Source organism: Pseudomonas sp. P7759 (genome assembly GCF_013386445.1).
Lineage (GTDB): Bacteria > Pseudomonadota > Gammaproteobacteria > Pseudomonadales > Pseudomonadaceae > Aquipseudomonas > Aquipseudomonas azotoformans_A.
Genome location: NZ_JACART010000016.1, coordinates 22,140 through 44,031 on the forward strand (window position 1 = coordinate 22,140; position 21,892 = coordinate 44,031).

Annotated in this window: 26 protein-coding genes; 4 read left to right on the top strand and 22 right to left on the bottom strand. The window is 63.3% G+C overall.

Annotated features, from left to right (window positions below):
• A complete protein-coding gene (locus HX823_RS14775; RefSeq protein ID WP_177075293.1) occupies positions 1–3,471 on the top strand; it encodes a hypothetical protein in 3,471 nt (1,156 codons plus the stop codon).
• A gap of 54 nt (positions 3,472–3,525) precedes the next feature.
• Here the strand turns inward: HX823_RS14775 and HX823_RS14780 are convergent, their stop codons facing one another.
• The 14 genes from HX823_RS14780 to HX823_RS14845 form a co-directional block, all read right to left on the bottom strand.
• Positions 3,526–3,933 (bottom strand): hypothetical protein, encoded by a 408-nt coding sequence (locus HX823_RS14780; protein WP_033901354.1) that lies wholly within the window; start codon positions 3,931–3,933, stop codon positions 3,526–3,528.
• A gap of 74 nt (positions 3,934–4,007) precedes the next feature.
• Positions 4,008–5,054 carry an EscU/YscU/HrcU family type III secretion system export apparatus switch protein gene (locus tag HX823_RS14785; protein WP_177075294.1) on the bottom strand — a complete coding sequence of 349 codons (1,047 nt, stop codon included), beginning with the start codon at positions 5,052–5,054 and terminating at the stop codon, positions 4,008–4,010.
• A gap of 3 nt (positions 5,055–5,057) precedes the next feature.
• Complete coding sequence (sctT, locus tag HX823_RS14790; protein WP_016978389.1) at positions 5,058–5,870, bottom strand: type III secretion system export apparatus subunit SctT; 813 nt, start codon at positions 5,868–5,870, stop codon at positions 5,058–5,060.
• A gap of 6 nt (positions 5,871–5,876) precedes the next feature.
• Positions 5,877–6,146 (bottom strand): EscS/YscS/HrcS family type III secretion system export apparatus protein, encoded by a 270-nt coding sequence (locus tag HX823_RS14795; protein WP_016969171.1) that lies wholly within the window; start codon positions 6,144–6,146, stop codon positions 5,877–5,879.
• A 10-nt stretch (positions 6,147–6,156) separates the two neighbouring features.
• Positions 6,157–6,810 carry a type III secretion system export apparatus subunit SctR gene (gene sctR, locus HX823_RS14800; protein ID WP_017137580.1) on the bottom strand — a complete coding sequence of 218 codons (654 nt, stop codon included), beginning with the start codon at positions 6,808–6,810 and terminating at the stop codon, positions 6,157–6,159.
• Positions 6,807–7,808, bottom strand: a complete 1,002-nt coding sequence (gene sctQ, locus HX823_RS14805) for a type III secretion system cytoplasmic ring protein SctQ (protein WP_177075295.1) — start codon at positions 7,806–7,808, stop codon at positions 6,807–6,809. Before sctQ ends, sctR begins: the two co-directional genes overlap by 4 nt.
• Positions 7,805–8,251 (bottom strand): hypothetical protein, encoded by a 447-nt coding sequence (locus HX823_RS14810; protein WP_016978393.1) that lies wholly within the window; start codon positions 8,249–8,251, stop codon positions 7,805–7,807. The genes sctQ and HX823_RS14810 overlap by 4 nt, the downstream gene beginning before the upstream one ends.
• A gap of 16 nt (positions 8,252–8,267) precedes the next feature.
• The gene (locus HX823_RS14815; protein WP_177075296.1) at positions 8,268–9,590 is read right to left on the bottom strand and encodes a FliI/YscN family ATPase; all 1,323 of its coding nucleotides are present in this window, start codon (positions 9,588–9,590) and stop codon (positions 8,268–8,270) included.
• Entirely contained in the window at positions 9,587–10,171 is a 585-nt protein-coding gene (locus HX823_RS14820) for a FliH/SctL family protein (protein WP_038846094.1), read from the bottom strand. The genes HX823_RS14815 and HX823_RS14820 overlap by 4 nt, the downstream gene beginning before the upstream one ends.
• Entirely contained in the window at positions 10,168–10,782 is a 615-nt protein-coding gene (locus HX823_RS14825) for a hypothetical protein (RefSeq protein WP_038846093.1), read from the bottom strand. The genes HX823_RS14820 and HX823_RS14825 overlap by 4 nt, the downstream gene beginning before the upstream one ends.
• Positions 10,779–11,561, bottom strand: coding sequence for a type III secretion system inner membrane ring lipoprotein SctJ (gene sctJ, locus HX823_RS14830; RefSeq protein ID WP_038846091.1), 783 nt, complete (start codon positions 11,559–11,561; stop codon positions 10,779–10,781). Before sctJ ends, HX823_RS14825 begins: the two co-directional genes overlap by 4 nt.
• Before the next feature lie 4 nt (positions 11,562–11,565).
• Positions 11,566–12,000: a hypothetical protein gene (locus HX823_RS14835; RefSeq protein ID WP_177075297.1), complete on the bottom strand. Its 435-nt coding sequence runs from the start codon at positions 11,998–12,000 to the stop codon at positions 11,566–11,568.
• Positions 12,001–12,009: 9 nt separating this feature from the next.
• On the bottom strand, positions 12,010–12,243 hold the full coding sequence (locus tag HX823_RS14840; RefSeq protein WP_028616832.1) for a hypothetical protein: 234 nt from the start codon (positions 12,241–12,243) through the stop codon (positions 12,010–12,012).
• 12 nt (positions 12,244–12,255) lie between these two features.
• Positions 12,256–12,819: a hypothetical protein gene (locus tag HX823_RS14845; protein WP_025999889.1), complete on the bottom strand. Its 564-nt coding sequence runs from the start codon at positions 12,817–12,819 to the stop codon at positions 12,256–12,258.
• Positions 12,820–12,867: 48 nt separating this feature from the next.
• Between HX823_RS14845 and HX823_RS14850 the strand changes: the two genes are divergently transcribed.
• On the top strand, positions 12,868–13,632 hold the full coding sequence (locus HX823_RS14850; RefSeq protein WP_177075298.1) for a lipopolysaccharide assembly protein LapB: 765 nt from the start codon (positions 12,868–12,870) through the stop codon (positions 13,630–13,632).
• 5 nt (positions 13,633–13,637) lie between these two features.
• On the opposite strand, the gene HX823_RS14855 is transcribed toward HX823_RS14850, so the two are convergent.
• From HX823_RS14855 to HX823_RS14885, 7 genes are all read right to left on the bottom strand, one after another.
• A complete protein-coding gene (locus HX823_RS14855; RefSeq protein ID WP_177075419.1) occupies positions 13,638–13,997 on the bottom strand; it encodes a hypothetical protein in 360 nt (119 codons plus the stop codon).
• Positions 13,998–14,032: 35 nt separating this feature from the next.
• Positions 14,033–15,313, bottom strand: a complete 1,281-nt coding sequence (locus HX823_RS14860; RefSeq protein ID WP_033901346.1) for a type II and III secretion system protein family protein — start codon at positions 15,311–15,313, stop codon at positions 14,033–14,035.
• Positions 15,310–17,442, bottom strand: coding sequence for a type III secretion system export apparatus subunit SctV (gene sctV, locus HX823_RS14865; protein WP_177075299.1), 2,133 nt, complete (start codon positions 17,440–17,442; stop codon positions 15,310–15,312). Before sctV ends, HX823_RS14860 begins: the two co-directional genes overlap by 4 nt.
• Positions 17,439–17,774, bottom strand: a complete 336-nt coding sequence (locus tag HX823_RS14870) for a lipopolysaccharide assembly protein LapB (RefSeq protein WP_016977474.1) — start codon at positions 17,772–17,774, stop codon at positions 17,439–17,441. Before HX823_RS14870 ends, sctV begins: the two co-directional genes overlap by 4 nt.
• Entirely contained in the window at positions 17,774–18,130 is a 357-nt protein-coding gene (locus tag HX823_RS14875) for a hypothetical protein (protein WP_038846082.1), read from the bottom strand. Before HX823_RS14875 ends, HX823_RS14870 begins: the two co-directional genes overlap by 1 nt.
• 26 nt (positions 18,131–18,156) lie before the next feature.
• Positions 18,157–19,044 carry an FHA domain-containing protein gene (locus HX823_RS14880; RefSeq protein WP_038846080.1) on the bottom strand — a complete coding sequence of 296 codons (888 nt, stop codon included), beginning with the start codon at positions 19,042–19,044 and terminating at the stop codon, positions 18,157–18,159.
• A gap of 85 nt (positions 19,045–19,129) precedes the next feature.
• Complete coding sequence (locus HX823_RS14885; protein ID WP_016969018.1) at positions 19,130–19,291, bottom strand: hypothetical protein; 162 nt, start codon at positions 19,289–19,291, stop codon at positions 19,130–19,132.
• Positions 19,292–19,892: 601 nt separating this feature from the next.
• On the opposite strand from HX823_RS14885, the gene HX823_RS14890 reads away from it, so the two are divergent.
• Positions 19,893–20,354 (top strand): transcriptional regulator, encoded by a 462-nt coding sequence (locus HX823_RS14890; RefSeq protein ID WP_371317966.1) that lies wholly within the window; start codon positions 19,893–19,895, stop codon positions 20,352–20,354.
• A 115-nt stretch (positions 20,355–20,469) separates the two neighbouring features.
• On the top strand, positions 20,470–20,991 hold the full coding sequence (gene sodC / locus HX823_RS14895) for a superoxide dismutase family protein (protein ID WP_038846078.1): 522 nt from the start codon (positions 20,470–20,472) through the stop codon (positions 20,989–20,991).
• On the opposite strand, the gene HX823_RS14900 is transcribed toward sodC, so the two are convergent.
• Entirely contained in the window at positions 20,988–21,848 is an 861-nt protein-coding gene (locus HX823_RS14900) for a Dyp-type peroxidase (RefSeq protein WP_038846076.1), read from the bottom strand. The genes sodC and HX823_RS14900 overlap by 4 nt on opposite strands.
• Positions 21,849–21,892 lie beyond the last annotated feature (44 nt).

Consider the following 21,892-nt stretch of genomic DNA (forward strand, 5'->3'; position numbering starts at 1 on the left):
ATGATCAACCGACCCGAGAAAGCCGCCTCGCCCCGCGTCAGTGAAACCCGTGCGCCGGAGCGCGTTTTTGATGCGGCGCTGAACAAGGCCAAGACCCTGGCGGCCACCGGGGCCAGCAATCAACAGCTCAAGCCGGACGACTACAAGGAGGTCACCGCCCTGCCCGCCAAGCTGGATATCGACAAGCTCAAGGTGGTGGCCGAAGACAAGGACGCCGGGGTGATCTATTTCGAGCAGGACGGCAACAAATTCAAGATCACCCGCGAAGGCGCGGACAAGGTCCAGGAAGGCTTCGACCTGCTCAAGGGCCTGCATTTCGGCCATGCCGTGGCGCCAGTCAACCAAGGTGGGCCGGATGAGGGCACGCCGCTCTACGACCTGCTGCACACCCTGGCCGAAACCCAGGGCACACCGGCCGGCAAGCAAATCCGTGAAGCGCTGGGCAACCCTGACCAGCAGCTGTTGCGCGAAGACGAGCCCACCGTGCGCCTGGCCAACATCAAGTCGGTGGGCGAAGCCCAGGACGGGGTCGTCAAGGTCGAGATGGAAAACGGCCAGACCCTGGTGATCGCCGAATCGCTCACGCCCGAGGCGTTTGCCAGCTACAACAACGCCGGGGTGACCAAAGAGGCCCTCAACGACGGCAAGGCCAAGGGCTTTGAAGAAGTCACACGCCTGCCCGGCGACCTGGATTTCAGCCAGCTCAAAGTGGTGTCCGAAGACCCCAAGTCCGGGGTGATCCTGTTCGAACACCAGGGCAAGAAATACATGATCAGCCAGTCCGAGGCCGCACTGCCGCAGCCCGGCGCGGACCTTAGCAACCCCGACCCCAACGCCGGCAGCAGCCTCTACACCTTCCTGCAGGCGGTGCACAAAAGCGAAGGCACCCCAGCGTTCGACTACATCAAGAATGCGCAGTCGTTGCCTGGCCAGGAACTGCTGCGCAAAGACGAAGCCAGCCTCAAGCTGGGCGACATCAGCAAGGTCGACGCGCCCATGGACGGCATCCTGGTGGTCAACGGTGCCGACGGCAAACTGCTGGTGGTGTCCAAGGACATTACCCCGGAAGCCTTTGCGGCCTACACCACCAAGGGCCAGAGCCTGGCCGGTATCGAAAAAGCCAAGGGCGACGGCTACAGCCTGGCCGGGCCGGATGCTTACCTGGCGTCCACCGAAGACATCATGAGCGTCGGCGGCGTGGGCGATTACGGCCCAGGGTTGATCGCCTTCACCCAACACAAACCGGGTGGCGCCGAAGAGAAGATCGTCGTCAGCGAAGACACCAACCCGCAGATGTTCGAACAGATTTCCGGCTATCGCACCGACATCGCCCAACAAACCACCGACGTCGACAAACTGCGCGCCGACAACGGCTTGCCGCCGCTCAAGGACGTGTCCGTCGACAACCTCGTCACCACTGAAAAAGACGAAAGCGGCAACCCATTGAGCGTGCAGGACCTGTCGATGAAAACCCTGGTGGACAGCTACCGCGCCGGGGTCAAGGACGGCAGCATCGGCAAGGATGACCCGCGCGCCAAGTTCCTGCGCGCGGTGGAAGCCAAGAGCATGGCCGACAACGGCATGTCGATCATTCCCGAGCATGGTTTCGGCAACCAGGGCATCGCCACCACGCCCATCGACGTGACCTCGCGAGATGTGCGCGACAACATCTTCGACACCCAATCCATCGACAAGACCATCAGCGAACTGCTGGGCGACTCCACTATCCAGGCCGATATCAAAGCCAATCACGATGCGGCCCTGGGCAAAGTCGACGGCGGTCAGGCCAAGGTCGACGAGGTGCACCAGAAGCTGATCGACAGCACCTCGTCTGAAAACTTCACCAAATACATCAAGGCCTTGCAGGACGATGGCAAGACCGAGCTGGCCACCCAGGAAATCCAGACCGCCTACACCGCCCTGGCCGACATCGACCCGGCCAAGGCCGACAACTTCCTGCAAAACCTGCAGATTGACGGCTACACCGACGCCGTCGAAAAACTGATGGACGACCCAAGCAAGATCAGCGACGACAACACCGCCCTGGCCACTACCGACAACACCCTGGCCATCCTTTCCATGCTCAAGGGCGGTGCCGATGGCCTGCCGCGCCAGGCGCTGGGGGTGTATTCCAAGTTCGTCGACCAGTTGCTCAAGGACAAAGGCGCCGCCGCCGACTTCGGCAAGGCGATGATTTCACTGGGTGACACCTGGCAGAAAAACGGCGTGATCAGCTTCAGCGACATCGAACACGCGGTGAGCAAGGAGATCATGCCGAGCCTCAGCGAAGAAAACCGCAGTTCATTCGTGAAGAACCTGACCTTCCTCAAGGACAACGGCGTGCTCGGCTCGGTGGGCGGCGCCATCGGCATGGGCCGGATCGTCTACCAACTGGCGGGGCAAGGCGGCAAATTGGCCGATACGCCGATGAAACGCCTGGGGATCGCCAACGACTTCCTCGGTTTCCTCGGCACAGGCTCCCACTTCGCCACCCTGGGCCTGAAGGTCTACGACAAGCTGCGCGGCACCAACGCCTACAAACTGATGGGCTTCGACCGCTCGTTGCCCGACCTGTGGGCCAAGCCCGGCGAGGGGTACCACGCCCTGCCCAAGGACGCCGAAGCGGTGCAGAAGAAGTATTTCGACATCGTCGACCAGGCCATGGACGACGGCAAGGACGTGGGCAAGGTGCTCAACAGCGGCGGCTGGAGCGATGAAGGCGCGAAGAAGGTCCAGGAAGGCATCGAAAAAGGCATCGCCAGCCGTGGCGGCGTGGCCGGTGCGGGCTTTGGCGCCAAGTTCGCCAGCAGCGCGATCAAGGTGATCGGCATGGCCACCGACGTCGCCGGCGGCGTGATCAGTGTGGTGCAGGCGGCCTTCACCCTGCGGGATGGCGTGCGCGAAAAAGACCCGGTGAAAATCGCCTCGGGTTCATTGTCGATGGCCGGTGGCGTGAGCAGCCTGGTCGCGGCAGGCGGCGGTGTGCTGACCACCCTCGGCGTTACCGGGCGCATCATTCCGTTCCTCGGGCCGGTGGGCTTCCTGATTTCCGGCGCGTTGTCGTTTGTCGGCGCCATCCTCAGCACCGTGCAGTCGCACAAGCTGCACAAGATCTCGATGCAGAACTGGGACCAGATCCAGGACTTCAAGCAAGACGGGCTGCTCAAGCCGAACGGTGATGAGGCTTATGTGTGGCTGCAGACTTACCTGTCCGACTGGGGCCAGCGCGATGCACCACAGGACCAGAGCATCTTTGACTTTCGCAAGGAAGAATGGGATGCGCGCTCGAGTATCCGTGGCGGCGATCATCGGCGCGATCACCCGGATTACATTGGCGACGGCAACAACCGCAATTCGGAAGACTACAAGTACTCGCTGAAACCGTCGGAGTGGACCAACGACAACCATGACATCATCTGGCGAGTCGGCGACGGGTATGGCGGCGACTATCACGATGTAGACAAGCCCTGACCGGCACCCTCACGCTGGCTGCACACTTTAGGGCGCGCAGCCAATGGCGTAAGGTCAGTAATAAATCTGAGCGGAGACCTGCGCATTCCCGTACTGAATGCAATTGCACGGTTTGGACGACAATGCGCCAGCAGCCATCCCGGGATTCCAGGGCCCGATGATGCCGTCCCTCTTGCCATTGTCATCCACCGAATCGAGGGAATTAAGCACCCGATCGCGCTTGAGGACTTCCTGGGCCAGCTGGGTCTCTTTGTCCTTTTGTGCATCCCCGGTCAGCGGGCGTCCAGCCACCTCACGGATCTTGTCGGCGGTTGCATTCCCGGTTTTCGGGTCCTTGAAGGCTTGAAAGTTATTCCCAAACTCTTTTGCCAGTTGTGAATCCGACATCTGGGAGAAGCCATTGTCGTTGGGCCGAGTGTACGCGCCGGATGTTTGCTGCACAGATATGCTGACGATTGCCATGATTGAGGTGTCCTGGACTGTTCTGCAAAACTCTGTGGCGGACGTGTTCCTTCCAGTTCCAGCGCCTGAACACGCTAAATCAGGCGCGCGGCGACCAACCAATCCGCCACCGCCTGGAACGACGCATCCGGCACCGGATCACCCGGCACGGTCTTGCGCGCAATCTCCGCCGCCAGCCCTTTGTCCGGCGCGTGGGGAATGCCCAGGTCATACGCCTCCTGCAACATCAACAGCGCCTCCTCCGGCGAGGCCCGGCACACAATCACCGGCACCGGCGTTTCCCCGCGCACGTAACGCACACCAATCACCCAGCCGTCGGTAGTGCCGATCATCATCGACGCGCGGTTCAAGCCCATCTTGGTGGCCAAGGCCTGCATCTCATTGCGCTGGCGCCGGCGTTCACTCTTGATCAGCGGGTCGCCGTCGATGTCCTTGCGCTCACGCTTGGTCTCGCTGCGGGTCATCTTCATGTCGCGGCCGAACAGCCAGCGCTGCATCATCACGTCCACCCCGCCCACCAGGATGAACGCGCAGAGTACGGTAAATACCAGTGGCTTGAGCACCAGGAAGAAGGTCGATTCCATGCACTCGGCGCCGCAACGCGACGACTCCATCAAGGCCTGCAACGCATGCTTGCCCACCACATAGAACGCGATCGCCAATACATGCACCTTGATCAGGCCCTTGATGAACTCCACCAGGTTGCGCAGGGCAAAGATCTTTTTCATGCCCTCCGCCGGGTTGATGCGCTTGAACTCGGGCTTGATCGGGTCCACCGAGAACACAAAGCCGCGCATGGTGATGATGTTGGTCAGGATCACCACGCCGGTGGTCACCGCCATGACCGGCAAGGTGATGCCGATCACCAGTTGCTCGGCATGGTCGAGTACCCGAGGCCACACCGTGGCGAACGGCTCAATGTAGATCTGTGCGGTGAGGTCAATCAGCGCCGTGACCTGGGCCTTGGCCCGGGGCGCGAGGATCGAGATGCACAGCGTACAGAACAGGATGACCATGCCCGACACCAGGTCCTGGCTCTTGGCGACCTGGCCTTTCTTGCGCGCGTCCTGGAGCTTCTTGTCCGTGGCCGGCTGGGATTTCTCTTCGCTGGTATCGGCCATGGGCTACTCCATGCCAGCCAGGGTCTTGAGCAGTTCGACGGTGCCGCGAAACTCCGCCAACTGATCAAGCATCATCGGAATCAGGAAGCCGATGTAGATCACCATCAGGATCGTGAAAAACAGGTTCTTCACCGGCAACGACAGGTCGAAAATGTGCAGATTCGGCGCCATGCGTGACAGGTAGGCGAGCATCAGGTCCGTCACCAGCAGCGCGATCAATAGCGGCGAGACCATCAGCACGCCGACGCGCATGATCTGATCAAGGATCGACAACACCGCCAGCAATGCCGAGCTGGCGAATACCGGGGTAAACGAGGTGACCGGCCAAAGTTGGTAGCTGTGGTAATACCCGTCGACCATCAGGATGAACCCCCCGGACATGAAAAACAGCGTGATCAGCATCACCGTCAGCAACGTCGCCATCACGCTGGATTCCCCGGACGACAACGGGTCCACCAACTGCGCCATGGTCGAGCCGCGCTGCAGGTCGATCAATTCCCCCGCCACTTCGGCAGCCCAGAACGGAATGCCGAACAGCAGGCCGATCAAGATACCGATGAGGAACTCCTTGATCAGCAACCCGGCGATAAACACGCTGCCGTGTTCAGGCATCGAGGTGAGCGCTTCGAACACCGGGAAAAACATCGGGATGGAAATGGCCACGGCCACGCAGCCGCGAATCATGCCGGTGAGGCCGAGGCGGTTGAAGGCCGGGGTGATCACCACCACGCCCATGGCGCGGCAGGCGGCGAGCGAGGCGGAGCTGATCACCGGGTAGGCGACCTCCAGGAACTGCGCGGTCAGGCTGGCATCCATGGGCGGTCAGCGCGTCCACATCGGAAAATTATCCAGCACCTGGCCACCGAGTTCCGCCACTTGCCCGGCGAGAACCGGGCCCAGGAACACGATGGTCAGCAACACCGCCACCAGCTTCACCACCTGCGGTAGCGTCTGGTCCTGGATCTGCGTCAGCGCCTGGAACAGGCCCACGCTCAACCCCACGATAATTGCCACGCCCAGCGCTGGCGCGGAGAGCATCAGCACGGTCATCAGTGCCTGTTTCATCAATGACAGGAAAACGTCCTGGCCCATGGGTCGTGCCTCAGCCGTAACTCAGAATCAAACCGTGCATCAAGCGCGACCAGCCGCTCAGGGACACGAATAAAAAGATCTTCAGCGGAATGGAGATCAGGTTCGGCGAGACCATCGACATGCCCATGGCCATCAGCACGTTGGACACCAGCAAGTCCACCACCAGGAACGGGATGTACAACAGAAAGCCGATCTCGAAAGCGCGGGTCAGTTCCGAGCTGACGAACGCCGGAATCAACACCACCAGGTCATCATCGCGCAGGTCGGCACGGGCTTCCGGCGACCAGATAGTCTCGGTGGCCTGCACGAAAAAGCCGCGCTCGGATTCATTCGCGAAACGCTTGAGGTGCGCCTGCAGCGGCGGGCGCAAAGCGTCGCCTAAATCCTTGAGTTGCTCGACATGCTCGATATTGAGGTCGCGCCCTTCCACTTGCCGATACATGTCGCCAATCAACGGCGTGGTCACGTACACCGACAGGATCAATGCGATGCCGTACAGCACCAGGTTCGGCGGGGTCTGTTGCACGCCCAGGGCGTTGCGGATCAGGAACAGCACCACCGAGATCTTCATGAACCCGGTGAGCGTCACCACCGCCAACGGGATCAGCCCGATCGTCGCAACGACCAGGATGATCTCGATCAGGTTCGGCTGATAACCGGTCATGGGGTGGCGAAACTCAGCAGGCGCACGCCCAGGCCGTCACCGATTTTCACCAGTTGGCCCTGGCCGACGCGACGGCCGTTGACCATCAGGTCGACGCTGTCCACGCCCGGCGTATTGAGCTGCAACAGGCTGCCCGCGCCCAGTTCGCGCAATTGCGCCAGGGTCAGCTCCAGCGTGCCGACCTGGCACACCAGTTTCAACGGCAACTCATCCAGCGCCGCGGCGGCATCAACATCAGTCATGGGGTTCTCCGGTTCCACAAAAGGGGCTTTCAAGGCTTCCTGCAGGCGCAGGACTTCACCCTGGTGTTGGCAACGCGCCTGCAGGCGGCCGTCGAGGTCGAGCAGCAGGCCGGGGCCTTGGTCCAGCATCAGCACATCGCCGGGGCGCAGGCTGCGCAGTTCGCCGAGGCTCAGCCACTGCCGCCCCGCCACCACCGTGAGGGTCTGGTGCAGGGCCAGCAACGGCTCGGGTTCGGGCTGGGCGTAGTGCGCGAGCAACTGCGCCACCCGCACGGCGGCGCTTTCGCTCAGGTCCAATTGGGCGCTCATAGGCGGCTGGTTGGCGAACGTCAGTTCCAGCGCCACGTGCACGGCAAACGGGTCTTGGCCTTCGCTCACATCAAGCAACTGCACGGGGTGGCCGAGCAGCGGCTCGAGGGTCTCGATCAGGTCGAGCAGTGCCAGTTCCAGCAACAACGAACGCGCCAGCGCGGGCAACGGTTGCACATCGAATGACAGCGCCAGCGGCAGCAACAACTGCTCCATCGCTGCGGCGGACAACCGCAGGCGCGCGGGTGCGCGGCCGAGTAACAGCAGCACGTCACGCGGCGCGGCGAGGGCTTGCGGTTCGGTGGCCCAGCGCACACTCAGGTCCTGCCCGGCGAGGCGGCCTTGCCAAGGGCGACAGCGGCGATGCAATAGGTTATGCAGGGCCAGCAACGCTGGATCGTAGTGGGTCAGCCACGGCGACAACGGGTCGGCAAGGGCTGCAATCATGTGCCGACGCCTTCGTCACGCAGCTCGCCCACGCGACGCTCATCGCTCTCACGGCCTTCCAGCAGGCTTTGCCAGGCGTCGGATTGACGCTGGCGGCTCAGGCGCTCCTGGCGGAACAGGTCGCGCTCGCGCTCCTGGCTTTCAAGCGTGGTGGACACGTGGGTCACGTCGTTTTCCAGTTGCTGCTGGTCATCCGACAGCCCGCGCAACCGATCCTGGGCCGCCTGCCAACTGGCCACCGACAGGCCTTCGGTGAGCGAGGCATACACCTGCCGCGCTTCCTCGGCGATGGCTTCACGGTGCAGGCGCAGTTGCTCCTTGGCGTCGGTGAGCACGCCGTGGGTCTGTTCGCAGCGTTGTTGCTGGGCGGCCAGTTGACTGGCGGCGCGTTGTTCACGCAACACCCGCAGGGTTTGCAGGGTGCGCAGTTGCTCGGTTTTCATTGGGTTTGCTCCTTGTTCATGCCAACACCCGGCGCATATGGGCCAGGGTCTGTTCCAGGTTGCTCGGCTCGCCTGCGTTCTGGCGCAGGAAGGCTTCGATGGCGGCGTGGCGGTTGATTGCTTCGTCGGCCAGGGGGTCGCTGCCGACGGAGTATTCGCCGACGCGGATCAGCATTTCGATCTCGCCATACCGCGCCATCAATTCGCGAATGCGCATCGCCAGGCGCTTGTGTTCTTCACCGGCAACCTGCTCCATCAAACGGCTGCGGCTGCGCAACACATCCACCGCCGGAAAGTAGTTGCGCTGGGCCAGTTCGGCGCTGAGGGCGATGTGCCCGTCGAGGATCGAACGGGCTTCCTCGGCCACCGGATCGCTGGCGGCATCACCCTCGGTAAGCACGGTGTACAACGCGGTGATGCTGCCGGTGGGGCCGGGGCCGGCGCGTTCCAGCAGGCGCGGCAAGGCCGAGAAAAACGACGGCGGATAACCACGCCGTGTCGGCGGTTCGCCTACGGCCAGGCCGATCTCGCGCTGGGCACGGGCGAAGCGGGTCAGGCTGTCCATCAGCAGCAATACGTTGCGGCCCTGGTCGCGGTGGTATTCGGCCAGGGTGGTGGCAACAAACGCCGCGCGCACCCGCTCGGCCGCCGGGCGATCCGAGGTCGCGACCACCGCCACGGTGCGCGCACGGGCCTGGGCGTCGAGTTGCACGTCGAGCAGTTCGCGCACTTCCCTGCCCCGCTCGCCGATCAGCCCGATCACGATCACATCGGCTTCGCTGTTGCGAATGATGCTGGCCAACAGCGAAGACTTACCCACGCCGGGCTCACCAAAGATACCCATGCGTTGGCCCTGGGCCAGGGTCAGCAGGCCGTCGATGGAACGAATGCCCAGCGCCATGGAACGCACGATCAACTGCCGGGAAAACGGTGCCGGAGGTTCGGCGTGCAGCGGGTAATGCTGCAGGGCCACGGTCGGCGGGAGGCCGTCGCCGTCGAGAAAATCGCCCATGGGGCTGATCACCCTCCCCAGTTGCGCATCACCCACGGCGACACCCAACGTCTCGCCGGTGGCGGTGATTTGAGTGCGGGTGGACAGCCCTTCCATGGAGCCAATGGGCGACAGGATCGCCTCGTCACCGTCAAAGCCGATCACCTCGGCGCTCAGGCTGCGGGCGCTGCCGGGGTCGCGCAGTTGGCACAGCTCTCCGATGCTCGCGCCGGCCACACTGGCTCGCAGCAGTACACCACGAATGCTCAACACCGTACCGTGCATGGGGCGCAAGCGTGCTTGCGCCAAGCGCCCGGACAGGCGTGGCAGCAGCTGTTCCAGGTTCATGCCACGCCCTCTTCGGCGAACGGCAACAGGCTGCGCCGCAGATTTTGCAATTGGGCTTCGAGGCCCAGTTCCACTGATCCAGCCGGGCTGTTCAGGCGTGCCTGGCCGGCGTGCAACTGTTCGTCTGCATCCACGGCAATCGCCAGCCCTTCCAGCTTGAGGCGTTGACGCAACGCATCGACCTCCGCAGGCGGCACCCACAGAGTCAACGCCTGGTCCTGGCGAAACGCGCTCAAGGCCTGGCGGGTACTGCGTACCACGCGGTCGGCGCTGTCCAGCTCGCCCAGCACTTCACGCACGATGCCCAGGGCCAGGTCGGCCAAAGACGCTTCCAGGCTGCTCAAGTAGTGCTGTACCTGGGACTGGGTGTGCAGCAGCAACTGCGCGACCTGCTCAGCCCCGGCTTGGCGGGCGCTTTCGAAGCCTTCGGCGCGGGCGCTGCTCAGCCATTGTTCGCTGTCGGCCTTGATCTGTTCGGCCTGTTGCTTGGCCGCTTGCAGGAAGGCAAAGCCGTCGCTCCATAACGCGGCGTCTTCGGCGCGCAGGATGCGTGCGGTGGGACGGCTCGGCAATTCGCTCATGGCGTCATCTCCTCGGCCAGCAGGCACGCGGCGGCGGCCTGGACGATTTCCAGGTCACGGGGCACTCGGGCGCTGTGGCCCTGGGGGAAGGCAAAGCGCAAACGCAACCAGCCCTGCCAGTCGGCATGCTGGGCGTGCAGCCAGGCGGCGACACAGCCTTGGCCGTCGCGGTCGATGGCCTCGATCAATTCGCCGGGATCGCGCAGTAAATCCGCTGCGCCGCCGAGTTGGCGCAAGGCCAGGGCTGAAACGAAGACTTCAGCACCCAGGCCTTCGCGCAGCTCATTGACCACCTCGCGGCGGATCTCCCGGCTCAGGGTCGCGGCATGCCAGATCGCCCCGCACAGCCTCGGCAAGCGGGCGAACTGCGCGGGTGACAGCAGCAATACCGACAAGTCCGCCGCCAAGGGCGTGACCAACTGGTCCATGGGCGCCAGTTGGTAATGGCTGACCAGCAACTGCTCCAGGCGCTGGCGAAAACGCGGCTGGCCGTGCATCGCCTGCAGCACGGCGTCGGGCAATTCATCGGCAAAACACGCGCCCAGGCTCGGCCCGCGTACAAACTGCAGGGGCTCGGCGATCAGCCCCTGCCAACGCTCGAACAGACTCATTCACCCTCCTTGAGCACATACAGCGCCTGGGACTGGCGACGCGCCCATTGCTGACGGGCCAGCACTCCCACGGCGCCGAGGGCGATCAACAGAAGCGCACCAAACATCAGCCGCGCCTGGGGCAGGTTGTCTTCCAGCAGCCACAGGCCCATGAAGCGGGCCAGGCGCGGCTGTGCCGGGTTATTGCTGATGGCCACAGCGGCTTTGATTGCCGTCACCGAAACGCCGTCGTAACTCAGGCCGGAAATACCGTTGGCGACCAGGGTCTTGATCTGCGGGATTAGCGTATTGATGTCGGTGCCTGGGTCGTAACGCACCAATACCGAGGCCGAAGACGGCGAAATCACGCGCTTGAGCAAGTCGTTGTCCGGCAGCACCACGTGCACGCGGGCGGCGACGATGCCGTCGATCTGCGACACCGAGTGCGACAGCTCTTCGCTCAGCGCATAGATCATCTGCGCCCGCTCCTGCACCGGCGACGACACCAGGCCGTTGCCCTTGAACACCTCGCCCATGTTGGAAAAGCTCTGTTGCGGCAGGCCGGCGTTGTCGAGCAGGGTCATGGCTTCGGCAAAGCGTGACTCATCGACCACCACCTTGAGCTGGCCGTTGTCCTGGGCCTTGCGTTCCGCCGGGATGCCACCGCGCAGCAGCACCGCGACCATGGCGTTGGCGTCGCGCTCGCTGAGGTTGGTGTAGAGGTCGGTGTTGCAGGCTTGCAACAGGCTGGCGAGCAGGCCGATCAGCAGCAGGCGCAAGGCGCGGTTGGGGCTTGGCATGGCGTTATTGGCCCTTGAGCAGTGTGTTGGCGGAACCGGAAATCTGCGTCGCACCGCGCACCACCATCTGGGTTTCGATGGAGTAGTCGAACATCTTGCCCAGGGAGTGGACGATCTGGTCGACCTGTTGCTCACCGACCTTTTTCCCCGGCTCGCCTTGAGGTGAAGCGCTGGCGGTGCGGATCTCTGACGATGCCGGTGGCGGCGCCGACGGGTTGTTGGTGAGCAAGTCGGCGCGCTCGGAAAACGCCCGCGTGCGGTCGATGAAACTGTTCATACGCTCCATCAGGCCCGAACCGATCTGGTGTGGGCTGGCGCCTTCGGGCATGCCCTTGGCGGTGTTGGCCATGTGCTCGAACAGGTTCTGCGAGGCCCCGGCGGGCCCCGCGCCGGCAGACGGCGGCAGCGCCGAAGCGCCGGCGGCGAGACTGATAGTCATAGGGGCTTCCTACTCTTCGTCGTCATCGGACATGGCGTCGTTCAGCAGTTCCTGCATCTTCGGCATGATGATGAACTGACCGCCGATGGTGACCGCCTGGGTGATCAACGCATCGGTGAACTCGGGGTCATCGGCTTCGTTGGGTTTGTCGGCGGCCTTGGCGTTATCCACCGCGGCATTGAACTTGGCTTCAGGGCTGGCGCCACCAGGGGCGAGATTGCTGTCTACGGCCGTTACGGACATGGTGCTGCTCCTTTACTGGGTTGGGGTTTCGGTACTGACTTGCGCGCCACGGAACACCCGCACCCCGCGCTCGCGCGCCACCGGGGCGGCCACGACCTTGGGTTGCAGGTGATCCACATGCTGCTGCACCAGCGCCAGGTACGGCGGTGGTCCGGACACGAACACTTCATCGCCCTCGGGGCCGTTGCGCATGGACAACTGCTGGCCGAACACATCGAGGTTGCTGAGGTAGGCCTGCAACTGGTCGAGGTCCAGGGCGTTGGCCTTGAAAAGCTTGGTGCTGATTTCATCGCTGGCATTGAGGTACAGCAGGTTGCCGTCGAAGTACCAGGTGAGGCCGTTGGTGCTGCACAGGGTCTGCAGGAATTCGCCGGCAGTGGCGCCGCGAATCGTGCTGCGGGCCTTGCCGCGCACCTTGTCGGAGAGCACCAGGGGCACGTCGAGGTTGTGGCCGAATTCTTCCAGGGCGCTGCGCACATCCTGGTCCACCAGCACGTAGGCATAGGGCTGGGAGAACCACGCCGGTTCTTCGGCGGCATTGGCAAAACGGCTGCCGAACAGGCATAGGACAGCCAGCAAAAATATGCTTACATGGCGTCCGCCTTCGCCAGACGAGTTGTGACGATGTCCAAGAATTTTCTGCTCGCCAGTACCCTGTTGCTGGCGGCCTGCTCCAGCAAGCCCGCGACCGATTCCGACAAGTCGTTGCAACTGGCCAATGACCTGCGCAAGCGCGGCGACTACGCCAGTGCGGCCGCGCTGTACGAGCGTGCGGCGCAGCAACCCGGTGCCGGCATCGAGTTGTGGCTCAAGCTCGGCCAGGCCAGGCTCGACGCCAAGGATGCGCTGGGCGCCGAGCGGGCTTTCCAGCAAGCCCTGGGGTTCGATGCGCACAATGCCGACGCCCTGCTCGGCCTGGGCACCGCGCAATTGCAGTCGGGCAAGACCCAGCGTGCCGTCACTGCCCTGGGCCAGGCGGCGGAGATTGGCGGGTTGCCAGTGGCCTACACCCGCCTGGGTGTGGCGCAGATCCTCAATGGCCAGGCCGCTGCGGCGCAAACCGCGTTCGCCAAGAGCCTGAGCCTCAAGCCCGACGACCTCGACAACCGCTGCAACCTGGCCCTGGCTTACGCGTTGGGTGGACAGTCGCAGCAGGCGTTGGAGACCATCGCACCGGTCGCGCAGTCGCCCCGCGCCTTGCCCCGGCATCAGCGTAATGAGTTGTTGGTGATGGTGTTGGCGGGGTATGAGCAGCGGGTGGCGGGGTTGCCGCTGGATGACATTCCAGCGGCCGAGCGGGAGCGGTTGGTGACGGAAGCCAAGCGCATCAAAGCCATCAGTGACCCGGTGGCGCAGGCTCGGGAGTTGGGGTTGGTAGACCCGCGATAAGCGGTTCATTGCTGGCCTCCCGCTGCGCCGGCCTTGGCTTCTTGCTGGTCCTTGCGCCGCTGCAATTGCTCGCGATCGAAACCTTCGATGTACACCTGGGCAGCGCGGCCCACGGGCGCGGCCATCACCGGGCCGGTTGGGCGGCCTTGGGTCAGGTCTTGCTTGCGCTCGACCATTTGCATCAGGTTCAGGTTGTTCGCGCAGCCCAACGCCAGGGTCGGCTTGAAGTCTTCGCCCAGGCCGATGGTGTCCGTGGCCGGAGGCTGCTGACACTGAGTCGGCAAGCCATCCGCGCGGTACTCGGACGAGTAATACGTCGGCGCCAGGTGGGTCTGGCAACCCATTAGCGCCAGGGGCAACAGCATCAATACGCGTAAAGCAGTCACGGCAGTCCCCCTGATCAATTCATGTAGAAACCGAACGCCCCGCCGCTGCGCGGTCCGGTGGCCGCTGCGGTAGCCGGTTGTGCGTCGAGGGGCGTGGCGAGGGTGCGACCACGCACCGGCTCCACCAGGTACGGGGTGATGAGGATCACCAGTTCGGTTTCATTGCGCTGGAAGCGCTTGGAGCGGAACAGGTTGCCGAGGATCGGCAGGTCGCCCAGCAGTGGCAGTTTCTCGATGTCCTGGCTGCTTTCGCGCTGGAACAGCCCGGCAATGGCGAAGGTCTGCCCACTGCCGACCTCCACCCGCGTATCGGCGCGGCGCACGCTGAAGGACGGCACGTGGAAGTTGCCGAAATCCACAGTGCCGCCGCTGACCACGCTGCTGACTTCCGGGCGCACTTGCAAGGCGATGCGGCCGTTGGGCAGCAGGGTCGGGTTGAACAGCAACGACACGCCGAACGACTTGTATTCGATGCCCACCAGGTCACGGTTGACTGGCACCGGGATCGCCACTTCGCCACCGGCGAGGAAGCTGGCGGTCTGGCCGGTCATGGCGGTGATATTCGGTTCGGCAAGGATCTGCAACACGCCGTTGGCCTGCAACGCATCGAGCATGCCGTCGATATTCACATTGCCTGAACCGGCACCTGCTGCTGCCAAGCCGCCTGCCGTGGCGGCGGCCAGTGGTCCGCCGGTGATCAGGCCGAAGGAGAAGGTGCCGTTGTTGAACATGGCGTTCCAGTTCACACCGTAGTGCAGCAGCTCGGAGCGCGACACCTCGGCAAAACGCACACGCAGGTTCACTTGGGCGGAGCCTGCGTATTCGGTGGTGTTGATCGCGCTCTGGAAACCTTGCCCCTGAGGGTTGAGCAAGGCATTCAGGTCGGTCGCTTCCGCCACCGAACCCAGGGTGCCCTTGGCGACCAGACGGTTACCGGCGCCGCTGATCTGTGCGCCGTTGCCGGGGTGCAGCGCCTGCATCGGAGTGCTCACCGCCTGGCTGCCACTGCTCACGGCCAGGGTCAGGCTCGCCAGTTGTTTGCCGTCGCTGCCCAGGGCAATCAGGCTGGTGTTGCCCGGCGCTTTGCCGAAAATATAGATCGTGCCCGGCGACACCACTTGCAGGTCGGCCACATTCGGCTCGGCCACCAGTACTGAATCCACCGGCGCGACAAAATGCAGGATGCGCCCTTCACCGGAGGCCAGGGCAATCGAGCCCCCGGCACCGGCCGCGATTTCCTGAGCCTGGCTCACACACGCAAAAACACTCAGCAACAGCACACAAAAACGCATCATGAGGCGGACGCCAGGGGGGTGACGGAAGCCGCGGCAGGCGCGCGGCGGTTGGAGATTTCGGTGAGGCTGATGGTCACCAGCGCTTGCAGGTTGTACTCGGTGGCCAGCTCGCGGAACGACAGCACCGCCAGCTCCAGCTCACCGCGCAGTACCAGGCGGCGCAGGCTGCGACGCAGTTCCGGGTGCACCAGCAACACCGCACTGTTGACCTCGCGGGTGTTGTCACAGGCCTGGCGCAGTTGGGCGAGCAAGGCGCGGCTGACTTCTTCGGGGATCAGTTCGCGCTGCGGCTCCTGGCGGCGCAATGAGGCACGCAGTTGATCTTCCAGGCCCGGCGCCAGTACCAGCGCACCGATCACCCGGTTGCGGTCGGCGTATTGATGGCTGATCTGCCGCGCCAGCGCGGCGCGCAAGTGTTCGGTCAGGCGCCCGGCGTCGGTTTCGCGGGCGCCCCACTCCACCATGGCTTCCAGCAAAGCGCGCTGGTTGCGGATCGACACGCCCTCGCCAACCAACAGGCGCAAGGTTTCGGCCACCCGTTGCAGCGGCACCAGGCGCAAGGCCTCCTTGACCAGTTCACCGTAGGTCGCCTCGGTGCGCTCCAGCAGCAGGCGGGTTTCCTGGATGCCGAGGAAGTCGGCGGCATAGCGACGCAGGCTACGTTCCAGCACGCCGCGCAATACTTCGTCGGGCAGCAGGAAGCCGATGCCGGCGTTGCGCAGGGTGTCTTCGTGCTGGCGTTCGACCCAGTGGGCGCTGCGACCATTGAGGGGGGAGTCGGCCTGCACAGTGGCGATGTCCAGCAGCTGCACATGCACCGGATCGTCCTGCACCAGCAGGCAGTTGATCGGTAATTCGCCCTCGCTCACCGGCACGCCTTCCAGGGACACGCGGAAACTGCCCGGCGTGGCCTTGGCCTCCATGTAGATGCCCGGCACCGGCATGTCCACGCCGAGTTCGGTACGCAGGTCATGGCACAGCGCTTCGACGCGCTGGCGCAGCAGTTGGCGCGGCGCGCTCTGGGACACACCGCTGCCGAGGGTCAGCAGCACACGGGTATCGGGCAGCAGGTTGTCATCCAGTTCGGCCTGCACTTCGACCACCGGTTCCGGCGTCTCGACCAGCGCTTCGAGTTCTGGCTGGCGATGATGCCGGCGATACATCATGAACGCCGCACCACCAAACACCAGGGACAGCCCGAGGAACACCCAGGTCGGAAACCCTGGCAGCAGGCTCACGCCAATCATGATCAAGGCGGTCAAGCCCAGCGCACGGTAACTGGCGCCCAGTTGCTTGATGATCTCGCTGCCCAGGTCCCCCGCTTCGCCGTCGCTGTTGACGCGAGTGACCACGGTGCCCGCCGCCACGGAAATCAGCAGCGCCGGAATCTGCGCGATCAGGCCGTCACCCACGGTCAGCAACGAGTAGGTGTGCACCGCGACGCCGAAGGGCATGTCGCGCTCGATCATGCCGATCAACATGCCGCCGAGCAGGTTGACCGCAAGGATCACCAGGCCGGCGATGGCATCGCCTTTGACGAACTTCATGGCGCCGTCCATCGCGCCGAACATCTGGCTTTCACGTTCCAGGCGCGAGCGACGGCGACGGGCTTCGGCCTGATCGATGTCGCCGTTGCGCAGGTCGTTGTCGATGCTCATCTGTTTGCCGGGCATCGCGTCCAGGGTGAAGCGCGCAGCCACTTCCGCCACACGCTCGGCCCCCTTGGTGATCACCACGAACTGCGCCACGGTGATGATCAGGAACACCACCATGCCCACCACCACTTGCCCGGCGATCACAAAGTCGCCGAAGGCCTTGACGATATGGCCGGCGTCGCCGTGCAGCAGGATCAAACGCGTGGTGGTGATCGACAGCGACAACCGGAACAGCGTGCTCAACAGAATCAGCGGCGGCAGCGCGGAAAACTCCACCGAATGGCCGATGTAGAACGCCACGATCAGGATCAGGATGCTCAGGGCGATGTTAAGGCCGATCAACGCATCCACCAGGTAGGTGGGCAGCGGGATGATCATCATCACGATCGCCATCAGCATGAACGCAACGATGATCACGTCGGTACGCTGCGCAGCGAGGCGCGCCAGGTTGTTCAGGCGGTTGAGTGCACTCATGCGCCAGCCCTGCGTGCGGCCAGGTAGCGTTTGAAGCATTGGCGCGCTTCGTCCTTGCGCTCGCCGTACCACAAGGCGCGGGCGCGCAGCAGCAACAGGCTGGCAGATTCGCCTTCCAGCGCCACCAGGCGGTCCAGGGCACTCAGGGCGCGGGCGGCGTCGCCGCTGTCGGTGAACGCCAGCACCAGCGAACGCAGCAACACACCGTCGTGGGGTGCGACGCTGACGGCAATCAGCAGCATCACCAGCGCGCGCTGGGACTGGCCGTTACGCCGATACAGCTCACCAATGCCCTTGAGCAGTTGCACGGCGTCGTCGTTTTCGCGGGCCATCAGGTATGCACCTCCGAGCGTTGCTGTTCGAGGTTGCGGCGCATCTCGATCTCTTCGCCGATCAGCTCGATGGCCAGTGCCTTGATGTGTGGCTCGGCGTCCAGGCCGGGCAGGATGTGTTCCATCACATGCTCCAGCAGCTCCAGCGAACGCGCGCCGCCGAACAGCAACGAGTCCACGCCAGCGGCGGCGGTGAGTGCTTCGAGGTCACTGCGCAGGGAGCGGCGGGTCTGGGTCTTGCGGGTCTTGAGCACCGCTTCGAAGGCGGTGGCCTGGCGCGCGTTGACCGGGCGAACCGCTTCGACCGGCGCACTGCGCACATCACTGGGAATCAACGGGCGGGGTTCGACTTTCATCCCAGGGCCTTAGCTTAAAAGCATGGTCACAGCGTGAAGGTGAAGCGCTCCTCGCCACGGGCGAGGATCACTTGGTTGTTTTCGATGCGTTCCAGCACCCAGTTGTCCGCCAGGGCTGCGCCGGGGTAGAGGCGCTTGCCGCTGTCGTTGATCACGTAGGGCTGGGCGCCAAACCATACGGCCTGGAAGCGCACGCGCGGCGCGGCGGCATCGGCGCGGGCCGTCACACGCGGGTTGAGCACGACCTGCTGGCCGTAGCGCTGGTCAAACGCCTGCTGCAAGGCCAGCCACTGTGGCTTTTGCGACTGTTCAAAGGTGCCGGTGGCGCTGAGCTGGCCGTTGCTGTCACTGATTTTCACGGTGTCCAAGCGGGCGGTTTGTAGCTGCTGCTCCAACCAGGCTTTGGCTTGCTCGCGGGACGGTTTTTTCAGCGGCGCAACCTCGTCGGCCACGACCGTTGCGGGCAACAGTGGCGCTTCGCTACGAACCGCCAGCGCCCCCGCACAGATAAACAGCAGGACGGTCGCGACAATCCAGGGGGTGATTTTGCGTGGGGCGTCCGACGGTTTTTCAGCGCCACCAGGCACAGCCAGGCTCACACCCGCCGTGCCGATCCGCAGTTGCAACGGCAATCGCGCGCGATGGCCGTTGCCGTGGGGAATACGCACATTGCCGGCGAGCAACACGTCACCGCCCAGCGCTTCGACCGCCACTTGGTCGCCTTCAAACCGCAGGCGCAGGTGCAGGCCGGCAATGCCGGGATCGGTGAGTACCAAGTCGGCCGCCAGGTCGGCGCCGAGGGTATAGACCGGCTGGTCGAGCACCAGGGAACTGCCCTGGTGCAAACCATCGGTCACGGTCAAGGTCGGTGCGCCAGTAGCGGCGACCGGCCCCAAGGAAATCAAGGCTGTCATGGTTGGGTTTGCCCCCTTGAGCATGTGCAACGGGGTCAAGCATCAGAGGGTAAACGGGCAGCGCCGGCGCCGCCCGTTTGGCGAATCAGTTCTGCGGACGCTGTTTGGTGGCGTCGAGCTCCGCTTTTTTCGCGGTGCTGATTTCGGTGATCTTGGCCGACTTCTCGATAGCCATGTTGAAGGTCGCTTCCATCTTCGCGATAGCGTCGTCGGCGCCGCCTGCTTTTACTGGTGGGACATCAGCCATGTTCATCTCCTTGCATCGATAGGGAAGTTATTCAGTTGCGCAACAGCAAGCTGAAAGTATGCAAACCGGTGAATGCCCAAAACGTCAGACAGTGAGCCTTCGAACTGCCGTCGGTTTGCATGGGTTCCATACTACTCACGATCAAAACGCCTTCGCTGTGAAAGCTTGTGAAACGTTCCGCACAGGCGCTGTGAAAGGTTTGGCTCAACCTGGCGTTGAGAAAAACTCATCCATTTAGGGTCACGGAACTTTCAGAAAAAAACCAAGACACGCTGCAGGCCCGGTTTTACGGGGACCTTTCAACTATGAGCACAACGGACGTGAGCAATAAGGCGCGATGCAAACGAGCTATGAAGCAAGGCATGGCAATTATTTTCGCGACGACTTCACATTTCTCGCTAATAGCCTTTTGCCCAACTTCCCAGATATTTCCATTTGTAACAACAGCGACTTAATCATCGCGTTTGATAGCCCCTCCCAAGCAGCCTTATTGCTGGGAGAACAACTTTCCTCCGCGCCCGTTAGTGCAACTGCACTAATAACCAAAGGACTCGTTCACGGGCCGGCTATATATAAAACTTCCAGGTGATCTATGACCGACATGAATGATTCACCCACATCGCTCCTCGACAACGACGGTTGCGCTGAGATTCACTTCGGCCCTTATCGACTGCTCCCCAAGCGCCATCAACTGCTCAAGCACGGGCAACCCGTGAACCTGGGCAGCCGCGCGCTGACACTGCTGATCGCCCTCGCCTCGCGCCCCGGCGAACTGCTGAAGAAAACCGAACTGCTCGACATTGCCTGGCCGAAACTGGTGGTGGAGGAATGCAACCTGCGCACGCAGATCAAGACCCTGCGTCGCACCCTCGGTGACGATGAAGCGTTGTACATCGCCACGGCACCCGGCCTGGGCTACCGCTTCGTGGCGCCCACCTGGTTCGAGCGGGCGCCAAAACCGGCGGTGAGAGAACCGGTGGTGCTGGGTGTGTATGGCTGCCGCCATTGTCGCGGCGCGGGGATGGTGCCGCTGTTTGCACAGATGGGTATGCAAAACAGTTGATGGCCCGAGGTTATTCCGTTGGAAAAATATGTTTTTTCCAACGGAATGTTTGCCGCAGCCCAATCGTTGTTATTCCTGAAACTGCCCAACACCCATAACCTTCAGGAACGCTTTTATGAATCGCTCTATTCTGTTCGGCCTGCTCAGTCTCTTCGCGGTCGGCTCCGCCCAGGCGGCGTCGTTGCAAGTGCCGGTCAACCTGGTAAGTGCCGATGGCGCGCCACAGCCCGTCGGTAGCATCACCATCAGTGAATCGGCCTACGGCTTGATTTTCACCCCTGATCTCAAATCCTTGCCAATGGGCGTGCACGGCTTTCATATCCATGAAAACGGCAGCTGTGAAGCGGGTGTGAAAGACGGCGTGAAAGTCGCGGCACTGGCCGCTGGCGGGCACTTCGATCCGGAGAAGACCGGCAAGCACCTGGGCCCTTACGCCGACGGCCACTTGGGTGACCTGCCGGCGCTGTACGTGAACATGGACGGCACCTCGAACAACCCGGTGCTGGCGCCCCGCTTGAAAAGCCTGGCACAGATCAAGGGCCACGCGCTGATGATCCATGCCGGCGGCGACAACCATTCCGACATGCCCAAGCCATTGGGCGGTGGCGGCGAGCGACTGGTGTGCGGTGTGATTTAAGCCAGCGCGCTCAGGTCCAGGCGCCCATCCTTGATCGGCGGGCACCAGTAGTAACCGCCGGTCAACGGTGTGCTGATGCGGTACAGGCCATCGACAATCCCATCTTCCAGCCCGCTCATGCGGCGCAGCTGCGCTTCGAACGCATCGAAGGAATGGCCGAACGCGAGGAACATCAACCCGGCCTGGCCGTTCTCGGCCCATGGCATCGAACGGCGCACAACGAAGGCTTCCGGGGTGAAGCTTTCCTGGGCGGTGCGTTTGGTGTGGGCGGACTCGGGGGCGTCGTCGAGTTCTTCGTTGTCGCCATGGCGGCGGCCGATGATGTGGTCGCGCTCTTGCGCAGGCAAGGCGGCGAAGCCGTCGAGGTCGTGCTGCCACTGCTGGATCGCGGCAAAGCTGGCGCCGCTGTCGGTCAGGGCCGCTTCGACGGCTGCGTCGTCGTGGGGGTTCTCGGTGCCGTCTTCGTAGTCGGTGAGGTCGAAGCCGGTCTTGTAGCGGAAGCCTTCGGTCATCTGCACCAGGCGGAACGCGGGGGCCAGGGCCTTTTCGAAGGCGCGGCTGCGCAACAGCAATTCACCGCGATCCACGCCGTGCAGCCATACCCACAACGCTTGTTGGGTTGACGGGTTATGCGCGCCCGGCCCGCTGACCGTGGGGAATGTGCGCAAGCCTTCAATCCGGGCGCCCAAGGCATTCACCAGTGGTTCGCCAAAACCCACCACCGCCGCCGAATCGGTCAACTGCACCAGCGCGTCCAACGCAGCGGGTACGGCGGCCAGTGAGTCCACGGCAAAAAACAGATGGCGTGCCTGCAACGGCACCGGTGCGGCAAGAATGCCCGGCTGGTACTGACTCATGTGAACTCCTTTTGAAAAGCCGCGCAGTTTAACCGTCAGGCGCA